This window comes from Leptospirales bacterium, from assembly GCA_019694655.1.
GTDB lineage: Bacteria > Spirochaetota > Leptospiria > Leptospirales > Leptonemataceae > SSF53.
Genome location: JAIBBN010000004.1, coordinates 159,987 through 179,435 on the forward strand (window position 1 = coordinate 159,987; position 19,449 = coordinate 179,435).

The 19,449-nt window shown below is 59.1% G+C and carries 16 protein-coding genes; 12 read left to right on the plus strand and 4 right to left on the minus strand.

Translation table 11 applies throughout. The annotated features are described in order from the left end of the window. Window positions 1-30: 30 nt before the first annotated feature. The 4 genes from K1X75_08510 to K1X75_08525 all read right to left on the minus strand — a co-directional run bounded on the left by K1X75_08510 (window position 31) and on the right by K1X75_08525 (window position 6,720). Window positions 31-945 (minus strand): hypothetical protein, encoded by a 915-nt coding sequence (locus K1X75_08510; protein ID MBX7058097.1) that lies wholly within the window; start codon window positions 943-945, stop codon window positions 31-33. A gap of 154 nt (window positions 946-1,099) precedes the next feature. Beyond that, entirely contained in the window at window positions 1,100-1,459 is a 360-nt protein-coding gene (gene secG, locus K1X75_08515; protein ID MBX7058098.1) for a preprotein translocase subunit SecG, read from the minus strand. Between the two features lie 61 nt (window positions 1,460-1,520). Continuing rightward, the gene (locus K1X75_08520; GenBank protein ID MBX7058099.1) at window positions 1,521-2,699 is read right to left on the minus strand and encodes a phosphoglycerate kinase; all 1,179 of its coding nucleotides are present in this window, start codon (window positions 2,697-2,699) and stop codon (window positions 1,521-1,523) included. 67 nt (window positions 2,700-2,766) lie between these two features. Continuing rightward, on the minus strand, window positions 2,767-6,720 hold the full coding sequence (locus tag K1X75_08525; GenBank protein ID MBX7058100.1) for a hypothetical protein: 3,954 nt from the start codon (window positions 6,718-6,720) through the stop codon (window positions 2,767-2,769). 136 nt (window positions 6,721-6,856) lie between these two features. On the opposite strand from K1X75_08525, the gene K1X75_08530 reads away from it, so the two are divergent. The 12 genes from K1X75_08530 (at window position 6,857) to K1X75_08585 (ending at window position 19,422) form a co-directional block, all read left to right on the plus strand. Beyond that, window positions 6,857-7,414, plus strand: coding sequence for a polyhydroxyalkanoate biosynthesis repressor PhaR (locus K1X75_08530; GenBank protein ID MBX7058101.1), 558 nt, complete (start codon window positions 6,857-6,859; stop codon window positions 7,412-7,414). Between the two features lie 95 nt (window positions 7,415-7,509). Beyond that, entirely contained in the window at window positions 7,510-8,610 is a 1,101-nt protein-coding gene (locus K1X75_08535) for a HEAT repeat domain-containing protein (GenBank protein ID MBX7058102.1), read from the plus strand. 30 nt (window positions 8,611-8,640) lie between these two features. Continuing rightward, the gene (locus K1X75_08540) at window positions 8,641-9,393 is read left to right on the plus strand and encodes an SH3 domain-containing protein (GenBank protein ID MBX7058103.1); all 753 of its coding nucleotides are present in this window, start codon (window positions 8,641-8,643) and stop codon (window positions 9,391-9,393) included. 4 nt (window positions 9,394-9,397) lie between these two features. Then, entirely contained in the window at window positions 9,398-10,096 is a 699-nt protein-coding gene (locus tag K1X75_08545; GenBank protein MBX7058104.1) for a hypothetical protein, read from the plus strand. 38 nt (window positions 10,097-10,134) lie between these two features. Next, on the plus strand, window positions 10,135-11,571 hold the full coding sequence (locus K1X75_08550; GenBank protein MBX7058105.1) for a hypothetical protein: 1,437 nt from the start codon (window positions 10,135-10,137) through the stop codon (window positions 11,569-11,571). 4 nt (window positions 11,572-11,575) lie between these two features. Beyond that, window positions 11,576-12,739: a DUF1574 domain-containing protein gene (locus K1X75_08555; protein ID MBX7058106.1), complete on the plus strand. Its 1,164-nt coding sequence runs from the start codon at window positions 11,576-11,578 to the stop codon at window positions 12,737-12,739. Window positions 12,740-12,781: 42 nt separating this feature from the next. Further along, window positions 12,782-13,447 carry a hypothetical protein gene (locus tag K1X75_08560; GenBank protein ID MBX7058107.1) on the plus strand — a complete coding sequence of 222 codons (666 nt, stop codon included), beginning with the start codon at window positions 12,782-12,784 and terminating at the stop codon, window positions 13,445-13,447. A gap of 24 nt (window positions 13,448-13,471) precedes the next feature. Beyond that, complete coding sequence (locus K1X75_08565) at window positions 13,472-14,206, plus strand: hypothetical protein (protein MBX7058108.1); 735 nt, start codon at window positions 13,472-13,474, stop codon at window positions 14,204-14,206. A gap of 48 nt (window positions 14,207-14,254) precedes the next feature. Further along, window positions 14,255-15,859: an anti-sigma factor antagonist gene (locus K1X75_08570; protein ID MBX7058109.1), complete on the plus strand. Its 1,605-nt coding sequence runs from the start codon at window positions 14,255-14,257 to the stop codon at window positions 15,857-15,859. 136 nt (window positions 15,860-15,995) lie between these two features. Beyond that, the gene (locus tag K1X75_08575) at window positions 15,996-17,885 is read left to right on the plus strand and encodes a hypothetical protein (protein ID MBX7058110.1); all 1,890 of its coding nucleotides are present in this window, start codon (window positions 15,996-15,998) and stop codon (window positions 17,883-17,885) included. A 120-nt stretch (window positions 17,886-18,005) separates the two neighbouring features. Then, a complete protein-coding gene (locus K1X75_08580) occupies window positions 18,006-18,536 on the plus strand; it encodes a hypothetical protein (protein ID MBX7058111.1) in 531 nt (176 codons plus the stop codon). Then, window positions 18,523-19,422 carry a tetratricopeptide repeat protein gene (locus tag K1X75_08585; GenBank protein ID MBX7058112.1) on the plus strand — a complete coding sequence of 300 codons (900 nt, stop codon included), beginning with the start codon at window positions 18,523-18,525 and terminating at the stop codon, window positions 19,420-19,422. Before K1X75_08580 ends, K1X75_08585 begins: the two co-directional genes overlap by 14 nt. The last annotated feature ends 27 nt before the right edge of the window (window positions 19,423-19,449 follow it).

Below are 19,449 nucleotides of genomic sequence, written 5' to 3' on the forward strand. Positions count from 1 at the left end.
GCCGCAGCAAAACCAAGTTAGGCGAGTGACTCAGTAGTCCATGCTGTGTTCGAGACGCTGCAGGACCTCATCATTGTAATCGTTATCATCTTTGCTGGCGTAGTTTGCCACCATAGAATACAAACGATAAAAGTGATCGAGCATGCGCGAATAGTAGCGCTGCTTGAAAATCATTCGGTGCGGGTTGGTCGTTGTGTTGGACATCATGCCGAGCACGGTGATATTCGTGGGCTTCATGTTGTAGCGATCCAGAATGATCACGTCATCCATCTTTTCGTCCTGGGGACTGGGATCGATGATCAACTGAACATTGCGCACGCCCTGGCGGAAGTTGTCTTCCACGATCCGTGAGACGACCAGCGAGAGGTTGAATTGTTGCTCGGCGTCGGGCTGCTGATTGGTTTGCGTAAAGAAAAGCGTCAGCGACTTGCGCCGCGAACCAATTGCCCGCCGCTGGTCCGGATCGTTAGCGTAGATGAAGTCGAACTGAGTCAGTTCAATGCCATCGCGGGTCTGAAACTGGATGTCCGTTGCGCCTGTGACCCCGGCGCTCTTTGCCGCCTGGACCTTGTTCGCAATAGCGCCCCGAATCTGATCCACGGCGCCAAAAGAGTTCAATAGAAATTGAGGCTCTTCCTTTACGTAGCGAATGTAGGTGTTTCTGGGGGTGTACTTGATAAAACGAAAGGTGTACTCAAAGTTCAGCGGGTCCTGGGCTTCTTGAAAGCCGGTGGCGCGGTCCGCCTGCGCCATCTGTACCAGCCAGCCGACAGTTGCCAGTCGCTTGTAAGCTTCAAAAATGTTCTTCTGGTGCTGGTTTTCTGTCGCTTGCAGATCGGGGTAGTCAGCCGCTTCCTGCGTCCGGTTCACGGTGCGCGGTTGGGCGCTCAAAGAACCAATCAAAAGCGCGATCAGGCCAGCTGTTATCAGCGCGATGCGTTTCATAGTGTCCGCCGTCCTTGGTTACATTCCAGAGCAGGGCGCGGCGCCGCCACGTCCTGGTATGGATCTCTATCATTATTGGCTGGAAGGCTGCTCGAAATTAAGGGCGCCCCAAAAAAAAGCGGGCCGAGCCCGCTCTTTTGACGAAGATTCGCCGCTAGGGGTTGAGCGGCGCTGCCGGCGGATTGGATGGAATGCTGCCGCCGCCCGGCGAATTCGCTGCCGGTGCGCCAGGAACCTGGCCAGGAATCTGGGCGCCTGGCTGCTGATTCAGACGGGGGCCAGTGTCGGCGAAGACAATGGCAGCCAGTATGGCCAGAGCAAAGAACAGACCGCCGGCCCACCACGTTGCCTTGGTCACGACGTCGACCGTGCTCGATCCGAAGGGTGTATTGGAACCGCCCCCGCCAAAAATAGCGACGCTTCCGCCGCGACCGGATTGAATCAGAATGAACAGTAACAGCGCCGCACAGCAAATGAGAAAGAGTACAACAACAATGGTCTGCCAGATTTCCATCCGGGCCAGCTTCGGCCTGGATGGCGACGCGGCAAGCAGGAAAGATTGCTGGAGCAGCAGGTCACTCCGCGTCGTCTTCGGCGGCCGGAGCAAGGGCCGCCAACCCGGGCAGCGTCACTCCACTTAGAAAGTCCAGCACCGTGTCGCTATCCAGCGAAACCAGGTCGACGGACCGGTCGAGCTTCCAGGCGCTCATCGATGCGGCGGTCAGTGCGCCGACGGCGACGCGCAGACCCCTGGCCTTGGCCATAGCCTGGCCGATCGCCCGGGTTCCCTTTTGAAAGGGCTCCAGTTCTACGGCGCCCAGCGGCCCGATCCAGAGCGTAGCGCCCGCTGACTTAATCGACTTCTCCATGCGGCTTGCCGTCTTCGGTCCAATGTCCAGCGCCATCCAGCGGTCCGGGATCTGGTTGGCCGCGCAAACTTTGGTCCTGGCGTCCCGCGCAAATCGATCAGCAACGACAAAATCCTGGGGCAAAAAGAACTCAGTGTCCGCCAGTTCCGACTTCTCGATGAGCTGAAATGCCCCGACCTCCAGATCGCGTTCGACAAAGCTCGCGCCCACCGGCAAGGCGCGCGATTTTAGAAACGTTGCAGCTATGCCGCCGCCGACGTGAACCTCGTCAGCCTTCTCCATGATCCTGGCCAGCATCTTGATTTTCCGTTCGAGACGCATCCCGCCCACAATGATAACCAGCGGCTTACGATCGCGGGATAGTAGAGCGCCCAGTGTGCTGTACTCTTGATAGAGCGCGGGGCCCGCGAAACGTGGAAGCAGTCGCGGAAGTGCAGTGATCGACGCCAGTTTCTTGCGGCAAACGCCGAAGGCATCATTCACATAAAGATCGCCGAGCTCTGCCAGTTGTCGTGCAAAGGCGGCGTCGCATTTTGCTTCGCCCGAATGGATAAGCAAGTTTTCCAGCAGTACGACTTCGCCAGGCCTGGCCTGCGCGCTGCTCAATGGCGCATAGCGGACCGGCCGTCCCAGTATCTGCGTTAGACTTTCCGCTGCCGGCGCCAGCGAGATCGATCCGCTATTGGGGTCTTCAACCTTCCCGGCGTGAGCCAGAATGATTGGCGCCGCGCCGCGCGCCAGCAGCAACTCCACCGCTCCGCGCAGCGCTTGCAACGGCGCCTCGGATACGATTCGCCCCGAGGAGTCGATGGCCGATTCGAGATCAGCGCGTAGCAGGACGCGCTGATCGGCAACATTGGCATTTTCCAATCTGGCGAAGACCATAGGCAAAGTCAGGGCGCTCCGACCGGCGCTTTCCGGCAAATGCTTTTTAGCATCCTGCCTGGTGCGATCAATCTTCGCTGATCTTTATTCCAAGGATGCGTTGACTGGTGCGCCCCTGGTATTGCGTGCGCGAATAGAGAAACTTGAGTATCGAAAATTTGCGAAAATCTGTGGCCGATTCTTCCTCGTAGTTCCACAGAATCCCCCATAGAGATCCGCGACTGCGATAGCCGTTCTCTGGATCCTGAATTTGCAGGTAGGCGGCGCCGAGCAAGAGATGCGTTGTGGATTGAGCAATGCGATCATCATAGCCGCGATAATAGAGTGCGCCGAGGCCCAGAGCAGTCCAGCCTTCATCGCGGCTGTAGCTCCCGCCGCTCAAGGCCGGCAACAGAAACCAATCAAGCGAATCGCCGTCGCGATCATAGTGCCAGAAGGGCGCGAAGCTGCTCATTCGTCGTTGTTGCGAGAAGATCTCGCGCCACCATAGCAGATTCATTTGTGTTCGATCCATGTCACTCTGGTATCCGGCCAGCAAGCCGTAGCCCAGGCGAAAATCAGAGCTTCGATCATCGCCCTCGTAGGAAACAAAGTGGAATGCCAGGCTCCATTCCAGCGAGTTCGCCCGAGCCTCGCGATCAAAAAGGTACAGGAAATTCTGGCGCGAATAGCCCGGCTCGTTGCGCAAGTAGAGCCCCGCAAGGAAGGCGGTGAAGCGATCCTGTTCGCGCCAGGTCCAGAACAGCGGCATCAAATGCAGCGATGTCTCCCTGCTAACATCATTCCAGCCATAGTATACCGGGATAACATAGGCCCAGCCGTCTTCGCCGCTGCGGCCGCCAAAGAGCGGGAAGAGCAAAAAGCGACGATAGTCCGAAGGGTCGCCGTCGACAGACGACTCATAGTCGGCCAGCAGCAGCGCGTTCCAGCTAACGCTCTTCGGCCGCGAATCCAGATAGAAGCCGGGCACAAGCAAGGTCCAGTCTTCCGACTGCTGCCCGCTGGCATCAAGCGTGGTCTCGCGATTGGAGTAGTAGAGCCAGGAAATCGTCTGGCGACTGCTCTGTGTTGGCGTCTCCCGCCCGGACGTGTAGAAGAGCGGGGTCAGAAGCGAGCTCTCGTAGAGTTCGCTTTCACGGCGGCTGTTCCAGGAATACAACGGAAATAGGCTGTGTTGACCTTTGTCGTCGCCGCCCTCGAAATAGAACGGGCCTAGCCACAGATAGGCGTCCTTTCCGCGGCGCCAGCTGAACAGCGGCAACAGCGCAAAGCGCGATCCATCCGGATCGCTTTCGTAGTCCGCAATGATCAAACCGTTCCAGTGGAAGCGACCTCCGTCCCAGGAACAGTAAAGTCCGGGCACAAGCAGCCAGGCATCTTCTCCCTGGTCTCTGCTTGCCGTGGCGTCGTCCAGCGATCGGTACTGGTAGGAGTAAAAGAAGAGAGGCAGCAAGAGGCTCCAGCCGCCATCGCGCGCTGATTGGCGAAAATACAACGGCGAAAGAAATAAGCTGGAGGCGGAGTCCTGTTCCCTGTCTTCCCTGTAATAATAGAACGGGAGAAAGCGCGATCCGCTGGCCTGCGGCGAATGATGCCAGTTGATCAGCGGCCACAAAATGGTGCCTTCGCTGCGCTGCTCATCGGCATCATACTCGTTCCAGTAAAGAGCTACGAGATAGGCCTCGGCGTAGGAATCGCCGCTGCGTTGCCGACCGTAGATGGGCAGAAAAAGCGGCGTCAAAGCAAAGTACTCGAGGTCCTTTTCCCTGTAAGAAAAGTAGGCGCCAAAGACGAAGGAGACCTGATCCTCGTTCGCTTCGCTCCAGCGAAACCACCACAGCGGCGCTGCGCGAAAGCTACGCTCGTCGTCGGCTCGTTCGTAGGCGATGAGACCGAAGAGCGCGGTGAGACCGAAGAAGTTGCGCGACTCCTCGCGGGAGAAGCCGGGATCGTCGGAGAGTTCGCCGCCTTCGTCTCCCTGACGACGGAAGGCAGAGCGGCGCGGCGGCGCATCCTCCGGCAACGTTTGAACAGTTTCAAAGTCCGGCGCCTCAAACTGTACGCCCTCGATGGCGCTGCCGTCGGACGGGACGGCCGCCTGGCCATCGGCGGCGTTGGCGGCCGACTGCGATGCATTCGATGGCGCCGCCGGACGGAGAAAGCTGGTGCGCCAGGAGAGGCGAAACAGGTTGTAGAGCAGGCTGATATCCTGGTCGTAGCTGAACTCTTGCATGCCCGGCGGCGCAGCGGCCGCCTCCTGGAGACTGAGTTGTTGCGAGAAAGCAAGGCCGACGGCGTAGAGATTGACCAATTTGCTGCGGTCTTCGTAGCGCAAGCGCAGCGGAATCAAGAGATTCCCGGAACTTTCCGGCGTTTGCCAGTCAAAGTAGAACGGAATAAAGCCGACGTAACTTTCGCCTTCCGCCGGGCGCTGCAGATCGTAGTAGTTTATGATCCAGACGGAACTCCGCGAGCCGTCGCGCGAGTAGTAGTGCAGGGGGCTGAAGGACAGTTGAGCGTCATCACTTGAGTCCGGCTGAAAATAGAACGGGAAAAAGTAAAGGTAGCTTCCTGGCGAGTAGTAAAAGAGCGGCAGCAACCAGAGGCGTTCAAGGTCGCCATCGCGATTGGTTTTCCAGTGGGCAAGCAATGCGGCGGTTGAGGTTCCTTCCTCCGAGTCAGCGCTTCGATACACCAGCGGCAAGAGCGGCGCGTGCCAGTGCGTATGGTATTGTAGCTGCGTGCCGTTTTGAATGATCGAGTCGGAATAATAGAACAGAGGATTGGCCTGCACAACGGCCTCGGAATTCCAGCCATGCTTCTGCCGGTGCGATTCGTGGGCGCCGTAGTGCAGCAGCATGAAGTAACTCAGTAACTTATCGTCCTCCCGCTCCCGTCTGTGCCAGTAGAGCAGGGGCGCCAGCCAGCTCAGCTCCGTTTCGCTGCGATCATAGTAGAATAGAGGAGCTACAATGCTGCGCTGCAATTGCACATCTCCGCGTTGCCGCGATCGGTAGTAGCCGAGCAGTGAAAGCATCGCAAAATCGTGCAGTTGCAGATCGGCGTTCTCCCGCGTGCGCCAGCCAAGCAAGGGTAAGAAGATCCACTGCGATCGGTGCTCGCTGATCGAGTGGTAAATAAGCGGCAGCAGCGCCTGGCTCGATTGATGCGCCGCCGGATCGTCGCGCCAGTAGACCAGGCCGTACCAATTGGTTCGGCGCTGCTCGCCCTGGGCGTAGCGGTAAAACACTGGCGATGCCAGCGTGCTTTCATCGCTGGCATCCAGGCGATCGTAGTAGAACAGCCAGCTCAACAAGCTGAATTCCCCCGGTCGCCAGTCGCTCACAAACAGCGGAGTCAGCAGGAAGTTCCGTTCCGGAGTATCGCTTCCTTCGTGGTAGAAGAGCGGCGTGATCGTTGCACCGTAGCCATCCGCGTCGCGGGCGCTACGGTGCAGCAACGGGAATAGAGTAAAACTTCCGGAGGCGCCGTCGTGGCGCGAGCTTCGAAAAAGAATCGGCCAGAGCGCCCAGTAGCTGTCCTCAGCGCGCCGAACATGGTAGAAGAGCGGGAGTACATAGCTCCATGTTTCCGTCTGGTCTCTCCAGCGAAATCCAAGCGGAGTCATCAGGAAGGATTGCTCGGCGGCGCTTCTGTAATAGTAGAAGGGAAAGACAAAGTGCGATTGCCGATCATCGATCAGGCTGTGGCGCGCACCGTAAAAGGGCCAGAAGTAGAAGGAGCGAAATTCCGGATACCTGGTGTAACGCGTCTGGCCCCAGAAAACAGAGAGCGACCAGTGTTCGGGCCAGGACTCGGCCTGGACAATCAACATGTCCACGGCAATCTTCTCTTCCTTTTCGCTGCCCCGGTAGGTACGGGGCTCAAGATCATCCCAATCCCACAGCCTGGGCGCTGCCATCAGAGCGCTGGCTGGCAGACAGATCGTCAGCAGGCAGAAGAGCAGGCGCGCAAGTCCCGGCCCTGGCAAACGACGGCGGGAGCGCGCCCTAGCAGGCATGAACCTTTGGACGCCCAATCCAGCGCTCCGGTTCAGCCAGGTCTGCGCTGCCGACTCTTTGCGGGGCATCGCAGCATATTCGCCTTTTTTGCTTGTGCGGTGCATAAAGGGGGCTAAAGGGGTCACTGGACCGGGCATGAAGCTCATCAAGCGATACGCAAACCGCAGGCTCTATGACTCGGAGACCAGCAAGACCATCACCCTGGATGACGTTGCCGACCTGATCAAGGCAGGCAATGAGGTGCGGGTAGTCGACAACATCAGCGGCGAGGACATTACTGCTCGGGTGCTGGGCCAGACATTTTTGAAGATCAGCACCGACCAGCAAAACCTTGAATTCAGCACCTTCCTTCTAACCGCATTGATCCGCGAGGTCTCCAGTAATGTTTCGCGGCTCTTCAGCCAGCTGGTGGAGGGGGGAATCGGGATCGGCCAGCTGACACTTGACCGCCTGGAGAAAATCGTTCAGGGCATGGTCGAACAGGGGGAGATCAATCTCTCGGAAAAGAACACCTACCTGGACCGCGTTTTGACCCAGATCAAGAATGCCAGCGAGCGCATGCTGCGCAGCGCGGCCGAAGGCCGCGATGTGCTGCGCTCCGAATTGCTCGATGTGCGCAACCGTCGGGTCGAAGAGCTTTCAGAAAAGCTGGACGAAATGGCCCGGATCATCAAAGAAATTCAAAGAAAATAGCAGCCGAAGCTTGATTCCGACCGATATTCTCTGCTTGCTCCTCAAGGGCGAGGGGGCCGCGGGCCGATCCGTGGTACCAAAGGAGCTTTGATCCTATGACCCGCGCCCGCCTTTGCATTTATGTCGCCCTGGTTCTATGCCTCAGCGGCGCGGCCCCCGCTGCGCTCGTTGCCGGTTCCGACGATGACGCCCGCAATTACTGGCAGGCGCGCTACGACGAGGCGATGCGCAATCTGCAGACCGGCTCCGCCGAGGAGCGCGCACGCGCGGCTATGCTGCTTGGTGCGCACCGTCAATATGAGTTTGTGCGTCCGCTGGCCAACGAACTGCTGCGTGAACTGGATGATCCGGCCAAGCGCAGCACTCCAATCAATGATCCATATGTAAAAACAGCCATGGCCTGGGCGCTGGGCGAAATCGCTCATCCAATCAGCGTCGGCCCTCTGGTCAAGGCCCTGGAAATCAGCCGCAAAATTGTTGGCGAACAGATCCAGCAGGCGACGGAACGCCAGACGCGCGAGCGCCAGCGCCTCGAACAACTGCATCAGGCCAATGCCAACGAATTCTTAGTCGGTACGGTGAATCTTTCTCCAGACCGGCCGGCGCCCTTTAATCAGCCTGGCTTCAGCTTTGGCTACAGCCCGGATATGATGTACAGCGTTTCGGACAGCTTCAAGTCGATGGATCCGGACGTTAACGATGAAGGCCATCGTCTTCGCTTGCAGAACTACAACTACCTCAACCTGACGCGTCAGATCTTCCTGTCGCTTGGCAACATTGGATCGGAAGATTCGGTGCAGGCTCTTGCCGGATTCTTGAAGGATGAGATCCCCATGATACGCTACATGGCGGCGGCGGCCCTTGGTCGTTCGCGCAGCCAGCGCGCTCTGGCCGAAATCAACGCACGTTTTAACGAAGAATCGGATCCCTATGTGAAAGTTGGTCTTTCCTATGGCGGCCTCACCATTGACAAGAGCCAGGCGCCGCTATTCATGAACCTGCTTGCCGCACTGAAAAGCGATGATACCTACGTGCGCTACCATGCAGCTGCGGCGCTGCGCGAATTGGGCCTGGGTGAGAGCGTCGAATCGCTGCGCGCCGCGCGTCTGATCGAATCGGAGCCTCAGATTCAGGGCATCCTGGACGAGGCCATAGTCAAGGCCGAGATTGATAACATCATCCCGGTAAATTATTGATCCAGAGCTGCGGTCGCGGAGGCTGGCGGGATGAGGCTCCTGCCTGCGCGCCAGCTTGCATCTTACACTGCGTCTCTTTTGATCGCTCTGGCCGGCTGCGGCAACCAGCCGCCGGATGAAGCTTCCAACCTGCATGCTGACGTCGTCAATGATAAGGCCAGCTTGCGCATCGATCCTGTCACCAGCTCGTCGGAAATCGAATTTCTGAAGCGCGGCATTCGCGTACAGGTCCTCAATCGTACGCGCCAGAAGCAGGCCATAGGCGAGGCCAACGACTACTGGTATCGAATTCGTCTGGAAGACGGCGTGGAGGGATGGATCTACGGCGCCAACCTGAGTATCGGCGATTCGGCCGGCCGTGGCGCGGACAGCGGCATTGATGAGTTGTTGATTCGAGGTCTGGTTGGAAAATGGTGGGAGGTGCGCCGTGATGGTTCAACCGGTCTGCGCCGCCTCTATCTCTGGAATACAGGCGAGTACGCCTACGCCTACGGGCAGGGCGAGCAGATGCAGCGCGGCAAGTACAAAATCGATTCTCCAGAATTGCTGCTGCTCGATCCGCCATCCGGCGTTGGCGCTGAAATTTCGATTCGCAAATTGGGCAGCGAGCTGCGTTTGACCGGCCGCGCCGACGATCGCGAAATCTCCTTTCGCCGCGCCTTCATCGATCCGGATGCACCGGAACCAAACGAAGAGGCTGTCGGGGAAGATGGATTGCCGGTTGGTCCCGGTACGTCGACGGCGCCGGCTGCGGCCCCGCCGGCCGCTTCGACCACGCCCTGAGCGAATGAAGGACTGGCGGATCAACCGCTTCCTTGCTGCGGCGGGCCTCGGTTCGCGTCGCAGCGTCGAGCGCTTGGTGCGCGAAGGTCGCATACAAATCAATGATCGCGTTGTTTCCGGACTGGAGCAGCGTGTACAAACTGGCGATCGCGTATCGTGCAATGGCCAGGTTGTCGCCTGGCCGCAACAGAGTCGGTTGATCGCGTTGAACAAGCCGCCCGGTTATGTGGTTTCCAGACGGCCGCAGGGGGGCGATCGCAGCGTCTATCTCTTGCTGCCCGAGAGCCTGCACTCTTTGGCCTACGGCGGCCGCCTGGACCGCGAGAGCCGCGGGCTGCTGCTCTTTTCCAATGATGGCGAACTGCTGCAGCGTAGCGCGCATCCATCGGGAGGCGTGGAAAAGCGTTATCTGGTGCGCGCCTCCCTGCCGCGCGGACTTTCGCCGGCCCAAATGCTGCGGCAGTTGCGCGATGGCGTCCGCGATCAAGGCGAGCTGCTGCAGGCCGCAAAGGTTGAGCTGTGCGAGGATGGCCGTTTTCGTCTGAGTCTGCATGGCGGTCGCAAGCGTCAGATCCGTCGCATGTTTGCAGCGGCGGGCGCGCCAGTTTTGGATCTCTACCGCTACGCGGTCGGCAATCTCTCGCTGGAAGAGCTTCGCCTTCCTGAAGGACGCTGGACTGACGCGGCAATCGATGCCATCTGACTTGACGGGCGCCTTGCCGGAACGAGCCTGCACGCTAGATGCTCTTTGTTACTGAAGAATTTCTATTCTTCTTTCTGGCCGTTTTTGCGCTCTACTGGCTGCTGCCCGGGCGCTGGCGCTTTGGCCTCTTGCTTCTATCCAGTTTGTATTTTTATGCAACCTGGAGCCGTCCCTTTCTGGTTCACCTGCTGATCATCGTTTCGGTAAACTACGCCGTCATGGAGCTATGGCGAATCTATCGCCGCGCCTGGATTTTCTTTGCACTGCAGGCGGCCAATGTATTGAATCTGGCCTTCTTCAAATACTTCTACTTTCTTGCGGACATCCTGGCTCGACTGTTGTTCATCCCCGGCTGGCAGGCGGAGAGCCTGCGCGCCGCAATGCGCAGCAGCGGCGAAGAGATACTGCTGCCGCTGGCCATCAGCTTTTACACCTTTCAGGTGATGGCCTATGGCATCGATATCTACCGCGGCGTCTATGAGCGCCGCCATAGCTTCTGGCAAGTCCTGCTTTTCAAGACCTACTTTCCGCAATTGATCGCCGGACCTATCATGCGCAGCAGCGAATTGTTGCCGCAGCTTGAGAGCCTGGCGGAGGGTCAGGCGCCTCGCCCGGACGCGGCGATGGTACGCCGGGGGCTGGCGCTGATTTTTATCGGCCTCATAAAGAAAGTAGTCATTGCCGACCAGCTGCTGACACTTCTGGGGCCGGCGTTGAGCGGGGAACCGGGCCGACTGTCAGCGCCTGATGTCCTGCTGGTTTCTCTGAGTTCGCTGACGATGCTGTATGCCGATTTTTCCGCCTACTCCGATCTGGCTCGCGGCTTTGGCTACCTGATGGGCATTGAGATTCCAATCAATTTCAAGGCGCCCTTCCTGATGCGTTCCGTCTCCGATTTCTGGCGCCGCTGGCACCTGACTTTTTCGCGCTGGCTGCGCGATTATATCTATATCCCGCTGGGCGGGAGCCGCGTCAGCCAGGGGCGACTGTATCTGAACTTCTTTGTTACTTTCTTGCTCGGCGGTTTGTGGCACGGCGCCAGCTACAACTTTCTTGCCTGGGGCGCAGCGATGGGGGCGATGATTGCCCTGGAAAATGCCCTGGAGCGCGCTGGCATTGCCGAATGGCCATCGCGCTGGCCAGGCAAGATTCTACGCCTGGCAACGACCTGGGCATTCATGCTGCTCAGCTCGTTGTTCTTTTTTGGAAAGCAGTTTGCCTGGTCGGCAGGCGCCATCGCCCAGGTGTTCCAACCGGCAGCCTGGATCAAGGCCAGCGCTGTCGATGGCCTGGGGCAGGCCCTTGCATCGCTGGCGGCGGTGTTGTTCTTTCAGTGGATCGAAGAGAAGCCGGAGAGTTTCGCCTGGGTCGACCGCTACAGTCGCTGGCTGCTGCCTCTAGCGGCCCTGCTGGTAGTGTTGCTGTTGACGCAATTCGCCGGCGGTCCAAAAGATTTCTTTTATTTTCAGTTTTAAAAATATGGACTACTTACGATCTCCCTATCTGCTCTACCCTCTCATGTTTTCGGCAGCGCTGTTGTTGCTGGATAAGCTATTCCTGCTGCCGGAGGTGCGCGATTGCTTTTTGCAGCCCGGCGGCATGGTCTACTACCGTCAGCGTCAGGGTATGCTTGAAACGCTGCCGGAAAAACTGCGCCCCTCCGCAGGCGCTGGCGTCGCCGTGGTTTTTGGCGACTCGCGATCTTTTGCTGTGAGCAATTGGAGTCTCTACGCGACCGGCGACCATCGTCTGTCCGTCTACAACTTCGCCGGTCCGCAGGCCAATCTAGCCTACCATGCCTACCTCGCGGAACGCATCTTTCAGGGGCCGCTGCGGCCGGAGATTCTCTGGCTTGGATTGTCGCCGGATGCCTTCAATCGCAATGGCTTCCTCTTCGGCGACCCGGTCTTGAAATTTGGCGTAGATTCCACATTTGTGGATCAATACCGCAGCGAAATTCCGGCGCCGGATCTCGAGGTATATGAGAGCAGTCGTCGCTTTGCATTGCCAGGAATGAATTTCTCCTTTCGGGCGCTGGTGCGACGTCTGCGCGGCGAGCTGCAGGGCGAAGCCCGCTATTCGCCGCTGGTGGCGCAAGCGCAAGCCGGGGCGCTGATGCAAGGCTGGCAAATTCCAGAAAGCCAGCGCGCAGCTTTTGCTGATGCAGTCTTTCGTCCGCAGCGCGACTCGCTGGAGGACTACTGTTATGCGACCAATCCTGAACGCATTCGGCTCGATGGCGCAAACGGCGCTCAATTCAACTGGTTTGGACAGGCCGACGACAAGAAGTTGCGCGAGGAATCAGAACGCTTGCGGAAGCTGTACCTCAACCATTTCCTTGTGTCCCAGGAACAGTTTTTCTATTTCAGTAAAGTATTGCGTCGCGCCCGTCAGTCGGGGGCTCGGATAGTAGTCTTCTGGCCGCGGGTCAATCCATACCTGCAGAAGGCCTACGCTGGCGAGCCGGCAATTGCCGCAGTCTGGCGACGCGTCGTGCAAATGACTGAAGCCGCAGGCGGCGCAGCGCTCAATCTGAATGAGACCGGCGCCATGCGCTGCAATCTGTTTTACGACGCCAGCCACATGTCCTATAGCTGCTTTCCAGAGGTCAGCGCCCTGCTGTTAGCCCACACGCCGCACTGAAATCCTCTTGCCCAATGCTGTCAGGCGGGCGATACTACAGGCATGAAGCGAGTGCTGGAGCTATTTGATCGCCTGACGGCGGGACTGCCGCCAGCAGCGCTGCAAATCATACGACTTGGCGCCCTGCTGCTGTGGCTGTTGGGCGCTGTGGTCGTATCTTATTTTGCCTGGAATCGCGGCGGTCAAAGCGCCCCGCAGCGTGGCCAGGACCTGTCGCTTTCTGAAATTCGGGAGCGCGTGGAGCGCGAGCAGAACCTGCATCGCACCGGCGACCTGAATATTCCTGATCTGAATGAGCTGGTTCCCGAGCAACGGCCCTACCGCAGTCCCTACGAACACGAAGACCAGCGCGCCGTCGATCTGGCCGGCGAGGATTCTCGATTGCAAGCGCCGGCGCCGCCGCAGGCAATGGAGGGCCGTAATGAGAGTTTGCCCTTTGTCGGCGAAAACCGATTGAGTCCGGTGATGCCGCCGCCGGGGCGCAGCGTCGAACCGCCGCCGGTCTCTTCTGGAATGCTGCCCCTGCCCGAGGATCGTCGACCGCTGCCTGATGCTCGCCCCTCGAACCTGGAGCGAAGCGGCGACCGGTCGACGCCGACGCCATCGACTTCAGGCGCAAGGCCAGCGTTGTTGCCCTCTGCCGCAGAGGACAGCAACGGCGCAAGCGGCCGCGCCAACACGGACGATCTTCCCTTTCTTCCGGAGTAATCTGGGATGACCGCGCGATGCAGTGTGAAACTCAGCGCAACGCTGGCTTTGCTTGCGGCGAGTTTGCTGCCGCTGGCGGCGCAGTCGCCTTCGGATTTGCCGGGCGACAATGCAAGGGTCAACTACGAGCTGGCTTACATTTATCTCTTACGGGACGACTCCGAAGGCGCCCGTCCTTATCTGGAGAGCGCCATCCAGAGCGGCGGACCGTACGCCGACCTTTCGCGCATTGAACTGTTGCGCATTGAAGCGCGGGCGGGCGAGGAGGATGCAGCGCTGGCTGCCGTGCGCAGTCGGACGTTGAGCATGGAAGATCGCCGTTTGTTGCCGCGGGCCTGGCTGGCCGGCGCCCAGGCGCTGGCCGCCGCCGGTCGAAGAGCTCAGGCCTTTGCCTTTGCCTCCGAGCTTGCGCTCCGCTTTCCGGAAGCGGACGAGGCCCTGCGGGCCCTGCTGCTGTGCGCACGTTTGGCGCGCGAAGATGAGCGCACCGACGCCGCCGCTGAGCTGTTGTTGCGAGCAGTGCGGGACTACAGCCAGCTGTCCGGAGCGGATGAGGCTTACCTGTCAATTGCACGCCTCTACCTTGCGCCGGGACCGCGACTGAATCCTTTTCGCGCCTGTTCCTTCCTGACCAGGATGCTGCAGGCGCCACAATTTCGGGAATCGGCGCTGCGGCCGGATGCAACGACGTTATCCGTCGAATTCTGCGGCTACGAGCCCCGCGACAGCCTGGAAGAGCCCCTCTCGCCGGCGGAATAGTTATTGATAGCCTCTCCCGCGCCCGGCACCCCGACGGGGAGGGGCGGCATGCAATTTCGCGCATTGATTGAGTATCCAGAGCTATCTTCAACAGAAACGACTTTGGCGCATCTGTTGTTGCAGATTGAAACGCCGCCGGTCTCCGATTCGCCCAATCGGCGGCCGCTGGTTGTTGGCCTGGCGATTGACAAGAGCAAGTCGATGTATGGCGATAAGATCAGCGCAACGCTCGAAGCGGCTGCCTCGCTGGTCAACTGGCTGACGCGACACGACAGTCTGGCGGTCATTGCATACGACAGCCAGGTGGAAGTGATCCAACCCCTGACTCCCCTGACAGACAAATTCTCCGTTATCAAGAAACTCGATAACATCCGCGTGGGCACCTCCACAAATCTCAGCGGCGGCTGGCTCCAGGCCTTGCGCTCGGTCGAGGAGGCGGAGGTTGAGAACGCTTACCGTCGGGTCATTTTGCTGACAGATGGCATGGCCAACACCGGCGTGGTAAGCCAGTCCGAGCTGGTTCGCATCGCCGAGGATCACTACCAGCGCGGAATCAGCACCACCACCATCGGCTTTGGTCGCGACTTTTCAGAGTCCCTGTTGCGCGAAGTGGCCCGCGCCGGCGGCGGCAACTTTTACTTTATCGAAGGTCCGGAGCAAGCGCACGAAGTATTCTTCAAAGAGTTTGGCGATATCGCCGCCTTGTTTGGTCAGGGCCTCGAGATTCGCCTGCGGCCCTTGCCAGGGGTCACCGTCAAGGAGATCCTCAACGACGCGCCGCATACAACGGATGAGCAGGGCGACATCGTAATTCGACCGGGCGACTTACGTTCCGACGACTTGCGCAATATTGTTATGGTTCTCGAAGTGCAGGGAGCGCAGGCTTCGGCTGCGTCCGGACCGCTGGTGGCCGCGGAGGCATCCTACTACAATATGCTGGAGGGCTCGCGGATGGAGCGCTTCAGCGCCGAGGCAATGGTCAATTTTAAGGCTCGCGCCTCTACCGGCTTCAACCGCCAGGTGCGACTGGAGTCGCTGCTGGCCGCCTCCGGTCGCGCAATGATCGAGGCTTCGCGCATCGCCAGCGAGAAAGACCTGTCCGCGGCGCGGGAAATCCTGGCGCAAATGGCGCGCCGGCTTGAAGAAAATGTCAGCGTCGAACCGGATACGATGAAGCGGATGATTCGTCGCCTGCAGGAGATGGAGCGCAATCTGGAGGAGAATTTGAATCTGGCGCGCAAGCACATGATGGCCGGCGGAGCGGAACTGAGTCTTCGCGGCGGCGGCGAGGTATTCTTTGGCGGCGCCACTCACGATCGCGTGCTTGAGCTGCCGCTGTCGGGGCAGCTGGATCTCTATCGTTGTCCAGATCTGAAAGGCGAAATCAAGAGCCAGATCGACAGCGGCTATCGCTATGTAATTTTTGATCTGACCGATCTTTCCTACATCGATTCATCGGGGATTGGCGCCATGATCCAGATCTCAAACTGGATGAAGCATCGCGGCGGATTGATGGTGCTGGTCAACACGCAGGGTAGCGTCGAAAAGATATTCCAGATGAGCAAACTGGATGAATTCTTTGTGTTTAAGGACTCGCCCACAGAGGCGCGTATGTTTCTCGAGGAATTGATCGAGAACCGAAAGCGTAGCTGAGCGCCCGACTGTCCCGCCGGGAATTGGCTTTCCGCTGCAAAATGGCGGGGAGCGAGGCGTTATACGATACTGTATACAGTGCGGTCCAGTCGGAACAATTTCCACAAATGGATCGTCTAAAGCGATACGCGCAGCCATGCCCCGATTTCGAAGAGGAAATTGGAGCGCCAGCCAGAGGGCGGCGTTCATACTGTTCGCCGGCCTGGCGCTGATCGGCCCGGCGGAGTCGCTTTGGGCGGAGACCTCCAGCCTGCAAAACCTCTGGACGCCGGCAGGATACGGCTCCGGCGCCAACCTGGAGGGAACCGGCTTTGGCTTCAGTACTGGCTTCAAAGAGCTGAACAACGATTACTATCTGGAGGTTTCCCCCTTTCTGGAAATCCCGCTGGGCGGTTTTGCAATTGGGCTGCAGATACCGCTGGAAGTCCTGGTTGTAGATCGCGATCCAAAGGAAGAAGGTAAGACGCCAAGCATCCGCGCCGGGACCTTTGATGACGCTTACGACTATATCAAATTGATACAGTACGTCCGCTACGGCACGCACCTCTATTTTGATCCTGATGATAGTTTCAACTGGTCCTTTTTCTACGGAAAGATGACCGATGGCTGGCTTGGTCACCGCACTGTAATATCGCAATACGTAAACAACTACGATGCTACCGTCTTTCGCGCCGGTTTGATGGCTGATATCAACAATACCTGGGGCGGCCTCGAGTATTTTAGCTCGGATGTGTGGCGACAAGAGGTGGTCGGTTATCGCGGCTACATTCGTCCGGTTGGAATATTTATCTCGGCCCGCAATCTGCTTTTTGCCGATTCCGGGCGCCGGGCGCGGGCCATCGCGTTGCAGTCAATGCCGGAACTCAATCCGGAGCTGGCGCGCACCGGCGGCTACTTCTTACAGCAGCATATCCCGGAGCAGGGGCGCGGCGGTCGACTGCAGCAGCATTTACATGGCCGGGTGCGTGAAGATTTGCGTTCGCGCGGCGTGGATCCTGATCACCCCGATGGCAGCGGATCACAGGCCGGCGGCGCCAGCGGTCCGGGAGGAAACGGCGGAGCTGGACCGGCCAACGGCAGCCCGGGGACGCAACCGCGCTACGAAGAAGTCATCGATCCGATCACGGGGGAACGCAGCGTGCGCGAGGTTGCGCCAGCGGCGGCGGACGAAGCCGCAGGCAGCGAGAGCGACTCGAACGCCTGGGATGCCTCCTTCTGGAGCAGGATCGCCATTGGCGCCTTTCGCATCAGTGATATCGATGCTCCATTGACGCTCGAATCAGACGGTTCGGGAAACCTGGTGGTTGATCCCGATACCTTGCGACCGCGCGGCCTGAGCGTCGAGACGCTGACCTTCGAAGGCTACGACGCAGAGTTTCGCCTTTCGCCGCTGCGCTGGATGGACCTCACGCCTTACGCCGACAGCATCCGGATCAAAGACCTCGATGGCAGCGAAGGCATCCACGCGGGGGTCAACTTTGAATTGAAACTTCCGCTGGATATCAACCTGAGCATCAAGCCGGAGTACCGCGAACACAGCGCCAACTATATTCCAACTTACTTTGACCAATTCCACGTTATTGAACGCACCGTCTATGATCCGACGGCCTCCGGCGTGAGTATTACCAAGCTCAAGTACTTGCAGTCGCTGGACGCTGACGGAGAGCGGGTCAAGGGCTACTTCATTGACCTGCGCTTTGATTGGCTGCACACGCTGGTCGTTCAAGGCAACTACCAGGACTATGATGGTCCGGACAACTCGCAGATCTTTATCGGCATCTACCTGCCTGGTCTTTGGCTGTTCTACTTCAATGGCTACTACACCAAGAAGGACTACGATGCACTGGCCGATTCGTTTGAGTTTGACGATCGATCGCTGGCGGCGGCTCAGCTTGGTCTCAATCTGTTTGCTGGCTTTGCGGTTCAAGTGAACTTTCAGCGTACCTGGGAATGGGATGAAACGCAAAGCGCCTACATCGCGCAGGATGAAACTACCTACGGCTTTGGCTATTCCTCCAATTTTTGAGGCCGGGCGTTTGGCGGGGTTCGCACCGGCCGGCAGACGGCGCTGCAATGCGCCGCGGTCGATTTGCTTCCGGCGGGAAAAAATGCAAACTCCGCTGCGCTTTCTGCCGATTTCTGTGCTATGGAAATACGCGGTCTCAATCCTGAACTTTCGGCCATGGCCCTTCGCGGTCAGCTCAGCGGTCGCAAGCTGGCCGACCTGATTCGGCTGCGGGAAATCGTCGATCGCATTGCTACCAGCCGCTACGTGAGCGAAGAGGCGCTCCGCAAGTTGCAGGAGCGTTTTGGCGTAGGCCCTGATATTGTCAGCTGGGGCGACTACTTTCAGACTGAGCTGGCCAGCCTCTACCATGGCCTGAATGATACGGAATTCAGCGGCATCATTGATACTGTGCGTTTCGATCTAATTGCCGCGCATAAGGTCTTTCTGGGCAAGCCGCCGGAATTTCTGTCCAGCGTTGAAGCCGAGGGCCTTGCCGTCTACGGCAAGGATCGCAATGACTGGACGCCAGCCGACGAGGAAAGCGCGCACCTATATATCCTGATGCAATACTTTCGTGAATTGGGCCTGAACCAGGCGCGACTTGGCGCTGAAGACGAAGAGTGGTTCAATGGCTTCGTTTCTCAGGAACGGCGCCATGCTGCCGGCTAGATTTCACGGTTCGCTTCTTGTTCTGCTGCTTGGCGCTCCGGCAATTCCGCTGGCGGCCCAAAACGCTCCCGCTCAAAATCAGAATGCCGCCGCCAATGCAGATGTGAGTACGCCAGCGACCCCGGCGTCAGGCGGCCAGAACGACTCGTCGCCCGGCGCTGCGGAATTGCCGACACAGGGCGAGCGCGTCCGCCGTCTGCGCCGCGAACAGATTCTGCGCGAAGGCGAGCAGAGTTATGGCTACGCGCGCGAACTGGCCGACGACGGCATGCAGACGCGCGCCATTGAAATTCTCCAGGATTTTCTCGATTTGCACGCTGATCATCCGCGACGTGCAAGCGCACTGCAATTGCTGGCGCGCTTGCAAAGCGAAGCAGGTCATATCGAGCAAGCGGTCAGTGCGCTGGCGCGCGCCTACCGCGAGGCGCCGGCCGCTGAGACTGCGGCGCGCGCCTATCTTCAAGCCGGGCGTTTGCTGGCCGGGCAGGGCGAAACCGAACGCGCCCGCCGCATTTTTGTAGAGGTGCAAGCGCGGGACCCAGGTTCTCTGACCAGTCGGCTGGCCGAGCAGGAACTCCTGGCCCTGGACCTGCCGCCGGCGCAGCGGACGCCAGCCGCCAATGGCAACCGGGAGGCGCCAGCAGAAGCGGCTTCGACGCCCTTGTTCCCCGCGGAAAGGACCAGAGCGGACGACGCGGCGCAGCCGAGGGGGGCGCAGCCGATCCCCGCCAATCCGATGCCCATGTCAGCCGCAGACGGCGGCGAGGCGGCCGCCGGCCGCGCAGCGCAAGAGAGCGCAAACAATATGCGCTCTGCCGCGCTGGACCGGATGGGCGAAGGCATAGAAGCTATGCCAGATGAGCAGAGGGCTGCCGACCAAAATTGATTTACGCTGCCGGGGCGCATAGTTTCC

Excerpts from the sequence above, each read along its gene's own strand:
- K1X75_08510 (MBX7058097.1), bottom strand. The coding sequence starts at position 945 with ATGAAACGCATCGCGCTGATAACAGCTGGCCTGATCGCGCTTTTGATT.
- secG (MBX7058098.1), bottom strand. The coding sequence starts at position 1,459 with ATGGAAATCTGGCAGACCATTGTTGTTGTACTCTTTCTCATTTGCTGT.
- K1X75_08520 (MBX7058099.1), bottom strand. The coding sequence starts at position 2,699 with ATGGTCTTCGCCAGATTGGAAAATGCCAATGTTGCCGATCAGCGCGTC.
- K1X75_08525 (MBX7058100.1), bottom strand. The coding sequence starts at position 6,720 with ATGCCTGCTAGGGCGCGCTCCCGCCGTCGTTTGCCAGGGCCGGGACTT.
- K1X75_08530 (MBX7058101.1), top strand. The coding sequence starts at position 6,857 with ATGAAGCTCATCAAGCGATACGCAAACCGCAGGCTCTATGACTCGGAG.
- K1X75_08535 (MBX7058102.1), top strand. The coding sequence starts at position 7,510 with ATGACCCGCGCCCGCCTTTGCATTTATGTCGCCCTGGTTCTATGCCTC.
- K1X75_08540 (MBX7058103.1), top strand. The coding sequence starts at position 8,641 with ATGAGGCTCCTGCCTGCGCGCCAGCTTGCATCTTACACTGCGTCTCTT.
- K1X75_08545 (MBX7058104.1), top strand. The coding sequence starts at position 9,398 with ATGAAGGACTGGCGGATCAACCGCTTCCTTGCTGCGGCGGGCCTCGGT.
- K1X75_08550 (MBX7058105.1), top strand. The coding sequence starts at position 10,135 with ATGCTCTTTGTTACTGAAGAATTTCTATTCTTCTTTCTGGCCGTTTTT.
- K1X75_08555 (MBX7058106.1), top strand. The coding sequence starts at position 11,576 with ATGGACTACTTACGATCTCCCTATCTGCTCTACCCTCTCATGTTTTCG.
- K1X75_08560 (MBX7058107.1), top strand. The coding sequence starts at position 12,782 with ATGAAGCGAGTGCTGGAGCTATTTGATCGCCTGACGGCGGGACTGCCG.
- K1X75_08570 (MBX7058109.1), top strand. The coding sequence starts at position 14,255 with ATGCAATTTCGCGCATTGATTGAGTATCCAGAGCTATCTTCAACAGAA.
- K1X75_08575 (MBX7058110.1), top strand. The coding sequence starts at position 15,996 with ATGCCCCGATTTCGAAGAGGAAATTGGAGCGCCAGCCAGAGGGCGGCG.
- K1X75_08580 (MBX7058111.1), top strand. The coding sequence starts at position 18,006 with ATGGAAATACGCGGTCTCAATCCTGAACTTTCGGCCATGGCCCTTCGC.
- K1X75_08585 (MBX7058112.1), top strand. The coding sequence starts at position 18,523 with ATGCTGCCGGCTAGATTTCACGGTTCGCTTCTTGTTCTGCTGCTTGGC.